Raw genomic sequence first — 13,311 nt, 5'->3', positions numbered from 1 at the left:
GGGGGCGGGGGGGCAGAGTCACCCCCCCGCGGGGGGGTGCCCCGGCTGCTCCCCCGGGGCGGCCGGGGGGGCGGGGGCGGCCCGCGCGCCGGCAGGCCCGGACCACGGAACAGCCTCCTTGTATGTCCACTGTGGACGTCTACTGTGGAGTGCCGAAGGAGGCGACCCAGATCTGGACCGGGCTGACGCACTGCGCCTTGCCCGGCACGCAGTTCTGGTTGTTCCACAGCAGGAATCCGGCCGCGAGCAGGACGATGAGCAGCCACGGCCGCATCGCGCGGGTGAAGGCGAGCTTCGGCAGCCCCCGCCGCACCAGGTCTTCCACCGCTTCCACGACGGCCACGACCGCCGCGCCGTAGCCGTAGACGAACTCCGGCGGAGTCCGTCCGAACCGCCGCACCAGACAGCTGATTCCCAGGTCCGGCAGCAAAAGCAGGACCAGCGCACCGCGCGTGAGCATGGTCACCGGGAGCACCAGCGCCTCCCCCGCCCATGGCAGCAGGCGCGCGGTCACCAGGCGCAGCAGCAGATAGGCGAACACCCCCGCCACGACCAGTTCAAGGAACGCGCGGAACGCGAACGGCAAGCCGACCTGACGGGCCGCGCCGTCGAGGAAGCCGACGACGTCGCCGAGCACCGGGACGGCCGCCACCGGGCTGAGCACCTCACCGTTCGCCGACATCGTCCTCGTCCTCGTCCTCTTCGTCGCCCAGCTCGACCCGCTCCGACTTCGCCTCCACCGGCGGCGGATCCTGCGGTGGCGCGTCGTGCCGTTTCTGCGGCAGGCCGAGCAACGTGTCGCTGGCGTCGGCCATCAACGCCGCCACGTCCTTGCGGTTGACCAGTTTGTGCTCCAGCAAGGAGTTCAGCACCGCGTTGGCGTTCGAGAGGCCGAGGCGCTTCTGCTCCATGAGCAGGTTGATCACGTCCTTGACGTCCTCGTTGTGCCCCGCCAGCCGCAGCGCCAGCACGTTGACGTCGTCGCCGCGCAGGGCCTCGGCGTAGACCTTCATACGTTCCTGCTTCATGGCGAGCTCGTGCTTTTCCTTGAGCTCCTGCAGTTCCCTGGCGTGCTCGGCACGCATCATCCGCAGCTGCTGCGTGCTCAGTTCGGTTTCCGAATCGCGTTTGAACTTCGTCCGCCCCGCGATGTGCTCGCGGGTGAGGTCGTCGAGATCGAGCACCGCGGTGCAGCGCGTCACCTCCACCGCGTCGGAGATCGGCACGATCCGATCCCCGTACTGGTGCGCGATCCGGCGTTCGGCGTCCGCGCTCCGCTCCACGCCGAACTGCCGGGTCACCTCGCGCAGCCGTTCCTCCAGGAACCGGCCGATCGTCTCCCGCGGCTCCATCCTGCCCGCCTTCACCGCCGCGACGGGGTCGCTGATCCGCCACGTGACGCGCACGCTCGCGGCGAAGCAGAACGCCTCCTCTTGCGCGGGCAACTGCAGGGAATACGTTTCCTCGTGTGGCGTCCGGTCGACGAGGTACATCTCCTTCGGCGTGGCCAGCACCAGCTCGCCCATGGTGAGCCTGCCCGCACCGAGCCGGTATTCCCCGCTTTTGGTCACGTAGACGACCGCGGTGTGCCCGGACGTCGCCGGATTGTTCTTGCGCAGCGCCGCCCGGCTCACCTCCAGCGCCCGCACGATCTCCCCTGGTGCCTCGGCCGAAGGCGCCTCGCCGGGTGATTCAGTGGTCACGGCTGTCCCTCTTTCTCTTCGAACCGCTCGAGCACGGCGCGCGAAGCCGCGGCGGGTCCTTCGCGATCACCCGCCCATTTCCGGAGGTAGAAATGAATACTGTCGAACTCGCCGGAATGCTCGCCGATCTCGCGCAGCAGCCGGGCGAGCGGTTCGACGATCGTCGGCTCGCGCCGCGCCCTCCGCACCCAGGTGGACATCTCCCGGTAACCGCGCTGCATGAAGTCGGCGGTGAGCAGCATTCTGGAGAACAGCACGACGATCAGCTCGCGGTGCTCCTCGTCGTGCTCGGCCAGCCAGAGCAGCACGGGCCACGGTTCCGCGCTGGTGTCCACCGTCACCTCGACATAGCGTGAGGTCATCAGCAGGGCGAGCAGCGCGGTCTCCCGGCGCTCGGGATATTCCTTGTCCCGGGACCAGCGCTCCAGCGCCCGCAGCACCTGACCGGGTTCCGCGCGGACGAACAGATCGCTCACGCTCTCCCCCACGCAGTACATGGTGTTCGAGGTGGCGAGCCAGGAAGTGTCCCGCAGCGCCTCGCGGGAGGCGGTCCGCAGCAGGCTCAGCGCGGTGGCGGGACTCATCGAGGTGGTGCTGCCCAGCGCGCGGGCCGCGGTCGCCCGGAGCCGGGGATCCTTGCGCCGCTGCACCCATTCGCGCAGCAGTTTCGCGACCACCCGGTCGAATCCGGGCAGGCTGCCGAGCACCTGCAGCGCGGCGACCACCGCACGGCGTTCGTACTTGTCGCCGGAATAGGCCCAGCGCAGGATGATCCTGTTGTAGACGCTGACGAAGTCGTACTGGGCCAGCATTCCGGCCGCCACCCCGGCGCGGATACGGACCTGCGGCACATCGATTCCGCCGAGGGCGAGCAGCCAGTCCGTCACGACGTCCAGTGCCTCGGTGTACTGCGCACGAACCTGTTCCAGCACGAGCCGGGGAAAGCGGTCGTCGCGGAACCGCGCCTTCCGGACCCGCACCTGCCCGAAGCCGGTGTCCTCCATTTCGGACACCAGCTCGGCCCGTGCCTGCTCCACCCGCCAGGAAAGCTGAACGGCGAACACGTCGCGGGTGCGATCGGCGGGGTCCGGGATTTCGAGTTCCCGGAACCGGTCGGCCAGCAGTGTCGCGGCGGTGGACACCAGCTGCACCGGCTCGTCGTTGAACACCGCGAGCGCGATGACGAACGCGCGCTGCTCACAGTCCTGCTGCGCGTCGAACCATTCCGCGATCCCGGCTTCGCTCGCCCGGGAATAGCGTTCACGGACGACGTCGAGGCTGAGCCGTTCGTTCGCCACTTCCACCAGCAGCTCACCGAGTTTGGCGAGTTCCCTCGGCGGGACCTCCTCGGTCAGCTGCGCGACGATCTCCTTGACCTCCGGCCGGGACAGGACGTCCTGTCCCGCGGAATCACCCGAATCGCTCAGTCCCCATTCGACATGCCGGCGCAGGAGCAGCTCCGGCTTCACCTTGCCGAAGTCCGTCACGACGAGATCCCCGATCTCGTGCACGGGCAGCCGGACGGACTCGTCGACGATGACCACCATCATGCTGCCGTTGTCCCGCATGAGCTGGCCGAGCCGCTCCGCGTGGAACGCCTTGAACTCCGCGGCCTGCGCGGGGTCCAGCGATTCCAGCAGATAGCCGTGTGCCGGTTTGAACGTCTTGGCGGAGAGGGTTTTCAGCTCGACGTCGGGATCGAGTTTGTGCACGCCTTCGGCGCACACGCCCGCCAGCAGGTGCAGCGCGGTCATCGTGCGACCGGTGCCGCTGCGTGCCTGGATGAACACCAGCTGCCGCTGTTCGAGGAGGTATTTCAGTTCCCGGTAGCCCGCGGGCTCCACATAGGACTGTTCGATCTGTTCGAGTACTTCGGCCGCGACCACCCCGCTGCGCACCCGCATGTCGACGGAACGCCCGTGCCCGCCCAGCTGCCGGTCGCCGACCTGACCGACCGAGGTGTCCCCGAGGAAGAAGTTCGCGGTTCCGCCCGTCCCGACGAAACCACCGGCGCCGAGGCCGAGCATGGCCTTCATCGCCGTGTCCATCTGGGAGGCGAACTGCGCCCATTCCCGGGCGTTCTCCGGGTCGACAGCCTGTTCCTGCGCCTGCCGGATGCCGCCCTCTTCGTCCTTCTCCGGCTTGTCCTCGGCTTCCTTCGCCCCGGTTTCCTTCTCCTCCGTACCCGATTCCGGCTGCGCGGGCTCGGAATCGGGTTCGGGATCCGGTTCAGGGGTGGGGTCGGTGCTCGTGTCCTCGTCCGGCTCGGCCTGATCAGTGTCGGTCATCGCCGGTCCCGTGGTAGTAGCGGTCGCCGATCTGCTCGGCGTGGGTGTCCCCGGCGAAGTGGTTCAGCTTGCCCACCACGCCGATCGACGGCATCGGCGGCGGGGCGCCGGGTGGCGTACGGCCCGGCAACCGGGGATAGCCGGGGACGCGGACGTGCAGGCCGGTACCGTCGGCCGTGGTGACCAGCTGGTACAGGCTCGGATTGCTCCCGCCGCGGCCCGGCCGGACCACGGTGTCGTACACGCGCTGGGTGACCACGATCGCGCACCGGGCCTTCGGCGCGCGATCGAACACTTCGGACACCGCCGCGGAAAGCGCCGCCTCGACGGCCGTGGTCACGTCGACGCATCCGTCGAGATGCTCGACGGGCACCTCGCCGCGATGTACCGAGATCCTGAGCCGCAGGTGCTGCCGCGCCCTCGCGAGCCGCTCGATCTCGGGCATCAGTTCCGCGAGCACGTCCACGACCGGGAGCGCCGACTCCGGCACGACCACGACGGTGCGGGTGGCCGACTCGGTAATCAGGCCCGGCGGCACCGCCGCCCGGCACCGCGCCAGCGCCTCGCGCGCGATTCCCCCAAGATCGGTACGAATATCGGCTGACAGCACCAGAATTGACGCGGGAATCGTAGCCATCGACGAGCCGGACTTCAGTTTCGCGAGGAGCAGCCGGACGAGCGCGGCGGGCGAAGTCGTCCGCGCGTCCACGTAACCGACGGTGCCGCGGAGCCCGGGGATCTCCGTGTCGTCGAATCGCACCGGCAGGACGTATTCCGCGCGGCTCCGCAACGCCCGGTCCTGCGCCGACATCCGCTCGTGCCCGGTCCACATTTTCCGCGCATACGCTTCGGACGCGAAAAGGACACAATACCGGGATCCCCGGTTGTAGATCTCGTCGAGATGGGTGTAGAGATCGATTCCCCACAGATCGGCCGTCTCGTGCGAGTCGTAGAACACGCGCAGCCCGGCGGCACCGAGCAGCCTGGCGACCTCTTCTACATAGGATCGCTGTTCCGAGGCGAAGGACAAGCAGAAATCATAGTGCCCGGCCTGCGCCGCGGACCCGGCCATGCGCTCTCCTCGGGAAGGTTTCGGGAGATGGACGCCCCTAGCGTCGCGCGACCGCTCGCCCACGTTACAACTCCTCATTCCACCGGCGCGCGCAGCGCATTCTCCACCACCGTTTCGTGCCATCCGGCGTCCAGCGTGGACCACGGCGATGGAACGATCATGGACCGGAAATGGATATCGCTCCGAAGCGGCCACTCGCGTCCACTGTGGACGGGCAAGCCGGCGTGCCCGGCTCCGTGAAAGGCACGGACGGCCGATCCTGGACACGCCGCCGCTGTGGTTCACTCGAATCGTGATCCGCGACGCGACAGGCTCCAGGCCGGGCTTCTGGTCCCGCCTCACGACGACCAGCATGTTCCGCTCGCCGTGGTTCGACGCGCGGCGGGACACCGCCGTCCGGCCGGACGGCTCCACCGCGCTGTACGACCACGTGGTCTCCTCCGGCTCGGTCACCGTGGTGGCGCTGGACGCGCGGGGTTCGGTCGCGGTGACGCGGCAATGGATCTACACCCACGAGGGCACCCAGTGGCGGTTGCCCGCGGGCCGGATCGAGCCGGCGGACCCGCTGCCCGAGGTGGCGGCACGCCGGGAACTGCGCGAGGAGACCGGGATCTCGGCACGGGAGTGGCGGCACCTGGGCACCATCAACTGCGCCGATTCGTTCACCAATCACCGCGATCACGCCTTCTTCGCCACCGGTTTGCGGTACGGCACCGCGAGCCTCGAACCCGGCGAAGCCGACCTCGAAGTCCACTCGCTCCCCTTCGACCAGGCGCTGTCGCTCGTCGTGGGCGGCCGCATGCCGCACGCCGGGAGTTCGTACGCGCTGCTCATGGCCCGCGCGCTCGGCCTCGGCTGAGCACTGTTTCCCGTTGCCCGGCAGCGGAGTGCACAGTCACCACATTGTCGCGGCGGGCCCGGCATTGAACCCTCGGAGCACCGGTACCACATCGGGCAATCCGGTTCTTCCGAGGAGTGCACATGACGAAGGCGCTTTTCCTTTCCACGGCCAAAATCCTCACCGCCACGGCGATGCTCGCCGTGCTCGGCGGCTCCGTCTTCGCCGCCGCGCCGGCGACGTACCTCGTCGCGGACACCGGCCCGGCCACCACGGTGCCACCGTCGGCCACGCCGGACGGCCATCCCTGGATCGACTGACGGCGGCCGCCCCGGCACTCGCACTGGGCGATCTCGGTTCGTTGCGTTCCGCACCGCCGGATGCTGTACTCACACCAGGCGCGAGCGCGGGGAGGCGGACTTGGGCGGCTCGTTCGGCGCGAATCTGCGGAGAATCCGCGACGAATCCGGTCTTTCACTGGCCCAGCTCGCCGCGAAGATCAATTACAGCAAGAGTTATCTGAGCAAGATCGAAAACGACCTGAAACCGCCGACGGCCGATATCGCCAAAAGATGTGACAGCCTCTTCGGCACCGCGGGATTCCTTTCCGCGATGGTCGCCGAGGGCGAGCCGCCGGACGGCGAGCCGGGCGAGGACGGCGCGGACGACGAAGTGTGGGTCATGGTGCCGGGCGACGACGGTGAGCGGCGGTTTCACCGGTTCCCCCGCCGCGAGGTGCTGACCGGCGTCGGCACGGCGGCGGGATTCGCGCTGACCGGCGGGGCGAGCGCGATCGTCGACGAGCCGACGCTGGCCGGTCTGCGCGCCACGTTCGCCCAGTACCGCCTGCTCGGCACGACGAGCAGCCCGGCCACCGTGCTCGGCCCGGTCATCGCGCACGTCGACACCCTGCGCGCGCTGGCCGCGGCGAGCCAGCCCGAGCCCGTGCGGCGGCAACTGCTGCTCCTGGCTTCGCGGGCCGCCGAGTACGCCGGCTGGATGAGCCAGGAGGCCGGGGACGAACGCGCCGCGCTGTGGTGGACGCATCGGGCGGTCGCGTTCGCCGAAGCGGGCGGGGACAAGCACTTCGCGAGTTACGCGCTGATCCGGCGGGCCGAGATCGCCATGTACCGCCAGGATCCCCTGACGACGATCGAGCTGGCGACACGGGCGCAGGCCGATCGGGCGGCTGGCCCGCGGATCCTCGGTCTCGCGGCGCGCTGCGAGGCACAGGGGCACGCGCTGGTCGGCGATCCCGGCGCCTACCGGCAGGCACTCGACCGCGCGGCGGCACTGCTGGCCGAGGAGGATCCGGCCGTCCCGGTGCTGGGCTCGTCCAGCGTCAGCGACGAGGTGGCGCTGGCCGACGGCTGGTCGCTCTACGACCTCGGCCGCCCGGCCGAGGCGGCCGAATCACTGGACCGGCAGATCCCCGGGATCGCCGAGGGCGCCCGGCGGGCCCGCGCCCGGTTCAGTGCCCGGCGGGTGCTCGCCCACGCGGGCAACGGCGAAATCGACCACGCCTGCGAGCTGACCCCGGCCGTGCTGGCGGACGCGGCGCGGGTGGACTCCGCGACCGTCCGCGTCGATCTCCGCGAGCTGGCGAGGGTCCTGGCCCGATGGCACACCCATCCCGCGGCCCGTGAGCTGCGGTTCGCACTGGGCACCGCGCTGCGGGTGAAACCGGGCTCCGGCGCCTGACACCGCTCCATCCGCAAAGGACTGTGCGCTATCCGGCACAGGCACACGTGAGCCTCGCGCGCTCGTCCGTGATCCGCTCGGCTTCGCTCCACCCCAGCTCGTCGAACCCGGCCTGCGCGGATTGCCAGTGCGCCAAGGCAACGCGGTGGTCCCCGGCGTCGTGCAACGCCCGCGCCGCGCCGTGGTGCGCGTGTGCCTGCCTGCCCCGGTCCCCCGTCCCGCGCGCCAGATCGAGCGCCGCGAAATACGCCTTCCGCGCCTCGTCCCGCTCCCCGCGCGCCAGGTAGGTCGCCGCGCGGTCCAGGTACAGCTGGGTCCGCAGCCCGGGTTCGCGGGCCTCGTCGGCCACCCGCCTGGCCAGTTCGTGGTATTCGAGCGCCTCGTCGAGCTTCCCGGTGAGCCGGTGCACCGCGCCGAGGTTGTTGAGCGCGTACGCCTCGCAGGAGCGATCTCCCACCGCCACCGCGAGTTCATAGGCCTCGCGATGGTCACGCATCGCCTCGCCCGGCCTGCCCAGACGCTGCCGCGTCACGCCGAGGTTGTCGAGCGTGTGGGCCAGCCCCTGGGTGTGTCCCAGCTCCCTCAGGAGCGCCGCGGCCGCGAGATGCCGCCGCTCCGCGAGTTCGAGATCGCCGTACAGCTCGTTGAGCTGACCGAGATTGCTCAGCGCGTTCGCCTGGCCCCTGGCGTCCCCGCTCGTCTCGTATTTTTCCAGCGCTGCCTCGAAACACGCGATGGCCGACCGGTCGTCACCGCGGTCCATGGTCACGACCGCGATCGCGCACAACGCGCTCGCCTGGCCCTGGTCGTCGCCCAGCCCGGTCCACAGTGAAAGCGCCTTCTCGGCGAATTCGCGCGCCTGCGCCGGTTCTCCGGCCTGCCGTCGCGCACCGGACAACCGCAGCAGCACATACGCCAGGCCACGCCGGTCCTCGCCGGTCTTCTCAAGAGCTTTCCTCGCCAGCTCAAGGGTTTCCGACCACTCGTTCACGTGGCTGCCCGCGAAGTACCACCGCCAGAGCAGGACGGCGGGCTGCCAGGTGTGCTCCGGGCGATCGTGCCCGGCCGCGTATCTGATCGCCTCCAGCAGGTTCGTCCGTTCCGCGGCGAGCCAGGCCCTCGCCGCCGTCGAGTCCGAGAAGGTCAGCGCGACCGGGCTTTCCCGGCTCACCGCGGGCTGACGGTCACGGTCGAAGGGATAGGCGACGCGCACCGCGTTGGCCACGCTCACCAGATAGAAGTCCAGGAGCCGGTCCAGCGCGTCGTCCCGCGCGCCGGGCGGCCCCGGATCCGGCACACCGGCGGCGTATTCCCTGAGCGGGTCGAGCATCAGATAGCGCTCGGGCTCGGCCTCTTCGAGCAGGCTCGCGCCGTGCAGTCCTTCGAGCAGGGCACGGGCCTCGGACACCGTCCGGTCCATCAGCGCGGCCGCGGCGGACACCCCGAGGTCGACGCCGGGCAGCCGTCCGATCAGCCGGAAGAGCAGTCGCTGCGGTTCCGGAAGCTGGGCATGGGAAACGGCGCACGCGGCACCGGCCCCGTCACCGGCGCGCCACGGGCTCGACGCTTCCAGCAGCCGCGCCAGGTGCTCGACCGGCCACGACCGGTGCAGCCGCAGTTGCGCGGCCGCCATCCTGATCGACAGCGGCACACATCCGCACCGGGCGACGATCTCGTCGACCACCGCGTGCCGCCCGCGTACCCGCTCCGCGCCGACCAGATCACCGAACAACGCCGCGGCGGCCTCCGGCCGCAACGGACGCAAGCGGACTTCGTCGGCGACGTCCACACCGCCGACCTGGCGGCTGGTGATCAGCGCGGTGCACCCGGGCGCGGCAGGAAGCAAGCTCCGGACCTGCTCCTCCGACGCCGCGTTGTCCAGGATCACCAGGCTCCGCGTACCGGCGAGCGCGGACTGGTACAGCGCGATCCGCCTGCTCACCGTGGGCGGATGCTGTTCCGGTGGCACGCCGAGGCCTTCGAGCAGCGTGCCGAGCGCCTCCGCCGTCGGTGTCGGCGCGACATGCGGCGTGAAACCGTTCAGCTGCACCAGAATCCGGCCGTCCGGGAACCTCTCGCGCAGCTGATGGGCGGCCTGGACGGCCAGCGCCGTCTTGCCGACCCCGGGCATCCCGCTGATCCACACCGCCGCCGGGCGATGGTCCGCCGTCGCGGCCAGCACCCGCGACTCGATCACCGCCAGTTCGTCCCCGCGGCCGCCGAACCGGTGCGAGGGCGCGGGCAGCGCGACGGGTGGTTCGACGAACTGGGCGAACCGGGCCAGCCGCCGCAGTTCGGTCGGGACCTCCATACCGAACTCGTCGAGCGCCGCCCTGGTCTCGTGGTAGACCTCCGTCGCCGGAACCCGGTCGCCGTTGGCCACCAGCGCGCGCATCAGCAGCCCCGCCAGCCGATGCCGCGTGCGGTTCATGCGCACCACCGGCCGCAGCCGGTCCCGGACCCAGCGATGTCTTCCCCGCGCGAGCTCCAGTTCGGCCAGATCGCCCAGCGCGTCGAGGAACGCCTCCTCCGGGGACATCAGCTCCGCGGCACCGACCCGATCGGGATCCAGATCCTCGAGGTACCGGCCGCGCCAGAGGCCGACCGCCTCGGTGAGCAGCGCGAGCCGCCGGGCGGGATCGTCGCAGCCGTCGGCCTCCTGCCAGAGTTCGCCGAACCGCACGGCGTCGATGCGCCGCGGGTCGATCCGCAGCACGTACCCCGTCGGCGTCCGGTCGATGACCATCCCGCCGTCCTGGCCGCCGCCGTCGCGCAGTAGCTTGCGCAGCTTGGCGATGTACCCGGGCACGAGATTGGTCTTCGGCCGGGACTGCCCTGCCCACACGATCTCGATGAGCCGTTCGGTGGACACCGCGCGGTTGGCGTGCAGCACGAGGACGGCGAGGATGTACCGCTGCTGGGGATCACCGAGGTCGACCGGCTCACCGTTGCACCGGAGCTCGAACGGGCCGAGCAGGAGCACCTCCATACCGCCTCCCCAGGACGTCGTGAGCAGGGATCCAGTCAAGCCCATCGGCCCGCCGGACGCCGAGCGCGCATCGGCCCGGTCCATCTTCGGTCCACCTCTCGTCCAGCGGCGCGTCAAGGTCCGGTCCACGCCGGATCCAAGCGCCGGTGTGAAACTGCGGCACCCCCCACGAGAAGGAGAATCGGATGCCGGATCGGATCCTGCCGTGCTACGTGGTCTGTGACGAATCCTCTTCGATGGCCGATCATCTGGAGGACGTCGGCACCGGCCTGCGCGCGCTGCGCGGCGCGTTGCTGACCGATCCGGTGGTCGCGGGCACCGCACGCCTTTGCGTGATCGGGTTTTCCGGGACGGCCCGGATCGTGACGCCGCTTTCCGCACCGGACGGCGAACCCGCGTGGCGAGGGCCGGGCACCGGGACGGAAACGAACTTCGGCGTCGTGTTCTCCTTGCTGCGCGAGACGATCCAGCGTGACGTCGAGGTGCTGCAGGCCGAATGCTGCGTGGTCTACCGGCCCGTGGTGTTCTTCCTCTCCGACGGCCAGCCGACCGACGCGGACGCCTGGCCCGCCGCCCACGCCCGGCTCGCCGACCGGGCCTGGCCCGCCCGGCCGAGAATCGTCGCGTTCGGCGTCGGGGACGCCGACCGGGCCACCATCGGCCGGATCGGCACCCACCGCGCGTACCTGAGCACCGGCGAGGCGAGCCAGCGCGAAGCGGTCCGCGCCTTCGCGAGCACGCTCACCAGCACGGTGGTCGCGGCGGGCCGGAGCGGCGACGTCGATCTTCCCCGCCAGGTCACCGGGTTCACCGCGCTCGAAACCGGGTCACCCGGACACCGGTCGATCGAATGCCGCCATGGCGGCGTGCCCCGGCGCCGGAGCGGGTTCCGGCTGGGAGCGCGTACCGAGTCCGAGACCGACGAGGCACGCGATCACCGCGGACGACAGCACGATGCGGAACATCGCCTTCGGGGTTAGCACTATGCGCATGACCACTCCTCCGGACCCGGATTTTCTCGGTGCGGCCCCGGTTTTCCGGGGCACGGTTCGACTGTGCCGGGCGCGAATGCCGTCGGCCACGGGTTTCCCGTTTCCCGTCGAACGGGACGTCGGCAACGCCCGGACGACCGAGACCACACCGAGCACTCATCGGATGTCTAATCCGGTCACTCCGCTGGACTCTTGACGGTCTTAGGGTCAGTTCGTAGTCTTCCGGACTAGACATCCGATGTATCTCCGGGATTCAGGAGACACCATGCGCGGAATTCGTCGACTGCGCGGCCCTGCCGCGACCGTGGCCCTGCTCGGCCTGATCACCGCGTTCCTGACCGGCCCGCCGGGCGCGGCGGACGAGGCCGCGACCGCGGCGCACGGCCGCGGCACCTGGGTCGGCGGCTGGGCCGCCGCGATGGGACCACCGGGCAGCACCGGGATCTCGGCGACCGGCTTCGCCGACCGGACGCTGCGCCTGGTGGTCCACACCAGCGCCGGGGGCGGCACCGTCCGCATCAGACTGTCCAATGTGTACGGAACGACGCCGCTGGACATCGGGTCGGCGGTGGTCGCGGTCCGCGCGAACGGCGCCGCCACGGTGCCGGGGACCCGGCGCGCGGTGTCCTTCGACGGCAAGCCGGACCTCACCATCCCGCCGGGCGGGCAGGCCACCAGCGATCCCGTCGCGCTCCGCGTGGCGGCCGGCACCGACGTCGTGGTCAGCCTCTACCTTCCCACCCCCACCGGCCCCACGACCTGGCACGGCTGGGCGAATCAGACCAGTTACCTGTCCATCGCCGGGAATCACGCCGCCGAGGACGCGGCCACCGCCTATCCCGACACCACGACCTCGGCGTTCTTCCTGGCAGGCCTCGACGTCTCGACCACCTCGGCCACCGGCACGGTCGTCGCGTTCGGCGATTCCATCACCGAAGGCGGCGCGACCACCAAGGACGCCAACCGGCGCTGGCCGGACGTCCTCGCCCGCCGCCTCGCCGCCGGACACCCACGCGAGCGGCTGACCGTGGTCAACGAGGGTATCGGCGGCAACCGCGTCCTCACCGACGCCGGTTTCGCCAGCGGGGGCAGGATCAATCTCGGCGTCAACGCACTGGCCCGGTTCGACCGCGACGCGCTCGCGCAGCCCGGCGTCCGCAGCGTGATCGTCCTCGAAGGCACGAACGACCTCGGCGGCGGTGGACACGGCGTACATCCCGGCAGCCCACTGACCGCGGAACAGCTCATCGCCGGTCTCCACACCCTGGTCCGCGAGGCACACGCACGGCGGATCGCGATCTTCGGCGGCACCATCACGCCGAACGGCAAACTCGACCCCGCCAACGAGAAGATCCGGGAACGGGTCAACGCCTGGATCCGCGGGTCCGGGGCGTTTGACGGGGTGATCGACTTCGACGCCGCGCTGCGCGACCCCGCCGATCCGCACCGGCTGCTCCCCGCCTACGACAGCGGCGACCACGTCCACCCGAACGACACCGGCCTGCGCGCCATGGCCGACACCGTGGACACCGGCCGCCTGTCCCTGCCACCGCGCGACGAATGACCCGCGCCCGGTGTCCATTGTGGATCGAAGGAGCCGGGTGGGGGGTAAGTTGCGGCTGTGGTGGGGGGGGGCGCCCCAACAAACGACAAAACCCCCCCCCCCCCCCCCCCACCCGGCGCCGGAGTGTATTTATAAAAATACACACGACAAATGTGTTTATTGTG

At 70.4% G+C, this 13,311-nt stretch carries 10 protein-coding genes; 5 read left to right on the top strand and 5 right to left on the bottom strand.

Annotated features, from left to right (window positions below; genetic code table 11):
* Window positions 1-139: 139 nt before the first annotated feature.
* The 4 genes from ACFWY9_RS28240 to ACFWY9_RS28225 are packed head-to-tail and all read right to left on the bottom strand — an operon-like array spanning window position 140 to window position 5,063.
* On the bottom strand, window positions 140-682 hold the full coding sequence (locus ACFWY9_RS28240; protein WP_378340303.1) for a hypothetical protein: 543 nt from the start codon (window positions 680-682) through the stop codon (window positions 140-142).
* Window positions 666-1,703: a hypothetical protein gene (locus ACFWY9_RS28235; RefSeq protein ID WP_378330064.1), complete on the bottom strand. Its 1,038-nt coding sequence runs from the start codon at window positions 1,701-1,703 to the stop codon at window positions 666-668. The genes ACFWY9_RS28240 and ACFWY9_RS28235 overlap by 17 nt, the downstream gene beginning before the upstream one ends.
* Window positions 1,700-3,991 (bottom strand): hypothetical protein, encoded by a 2,292-nt coding sequence (locus ACFWY9_RS28230; RefSeq protein ID WP_378330065.1) that lies wholly within the window; start codon window positions 3,989-3,991, stop codon window positions 1,700-1,702. Before ACFWY9_RS28230 ends, ACFWY9_RS28235 begins: the two co-directional genes overlap by 4 nt.
* Complete coding sequence (locus tag ACFWY9_RS28225; RefSeq protein ID WP_378330066.1) at window positions 3,978-5,063, bottom strand: toll/interleukin-1 receptor domain-containing protein; 1,086 nt, start codon at window positions 5,061-5,063, stop codon at window positions 3,978-3,980. The genes ACFWY9_RS28230 and ACFWY9_RS28225 overlap by 14 nt, the downstream gene beginning before the upstream one ends.
* A 292-nt stretch (window positions 5,064-5,355) precedes the next feature.
* Between ACFWY9_RS28225 and ACFWY9_RS28220 the strand changes: the two genes are divergently transcribed.
* The 3 genes from ACFWY9_RS28220 to ACFWY9_RS28210 all read left to right on the top strand — a co-directional run bounded on the left by ACFWY9_RS28220 (window position 5,356) and on the right by ACFWY9_RS28210 (window position 7,602).
* Window positions 5,356-5,922, top strand: coding sequence for an NUDIX domain-containing protein (locus ACFWY9_RS28220; RefSeq protein WP_378330067.1), 567 nt, complete (start codon window positions 5,356-5,358; stop codon window positions 5,920-5,922).
* 122 nt (window positions 5,923-6,044) lie between these two features.
* Entirely contained in the window at window positions 6,045-6,221 is a 177-nt protein-coding gene (locus ACFWY9_RS28215; protein ID WP_378330068.1) for a hypothetical protein, read from the top strand.
* 100 nt (window positions 6,222-6,321) lie between these two features.
* A complete protein-coding gene (locus ACFWY9_RS28210) occupies window positions 6,322-7,602 on the top strand; it encodes a helix-turn-helix domain-containing protein (protein ID WP_378330069.1) in 1,281 nt (426 codons plus the stop codon).
* Between the two features lie 28 nt (window positions 7,603-7,630).
* On the opposite strand, the gene ACFWY9_RS28205 is transcribed toward ACFWY9_RS28210, so the two are convergent.
* Window positions 7,631-10,675 carry a tetratricopeptide repeat protein gene (locus ACFWY9_RS28205; RefSeq protein WP_378340302.1) on the bottom strand — a complete coding sequence of 1,015 codons (3,045 nt, stop codon included), beginning with the start codon at window positions 10,673-10,675 and terminating at the stop codon, window positions 7,631-7,633.
* 101 nt (window positions 10,676-10,776) lie between these two features.
* Between ACFWY9_RS28205 and ACFWY9_RS28200 the strand changes: the two genes are divergently transcribed.
* Both ACFWY9_RS28200 and ACFWY9_RS28195 read left to right on the top strand, forming a co-directional pair.
* Window positions 10,777-11,571: a hypothetical protein gene (locus ACFWY9_RS28200; RefSeq protein WP_378330071.1), complete on the top strand. Its 795-nt coding sequence runs from the start codon at window positions 10,777-10,779 to the stop codon at window positions 11,569-11,571.
* Window positions 11,572-11,848: 277 nt separating this feature from the next.
* Window positions 11,849-13,147 (top strand): SGNH/GDSL hydrolase family protein, encoded by a 1,299-nt coding sequence (locus tag ACFWY9_RS28195; protein WP_378340301.1) that lies wholly within the window; start codon window positions 11,849-11,851, stop codon window positions 13,145-13,147.
* Window positions 13,148-13,311 lie beyond the last annotated feature (164 nt).

The organism is Amycolatopsis sp. NPDC059027 (genome assembly GCF_042739735.1).
Taxonomy (GTDB): domain Bacteria; phylum Actinomycetota; class Actinomycetes; order Mycobacteriales; family Pseudonocardiaceae; genus Amycolatopsis.
Note: the sequence above shows the minus strand (reverse complement) of the source record. Positions and strands in the feature narration are given on the sequence as shown.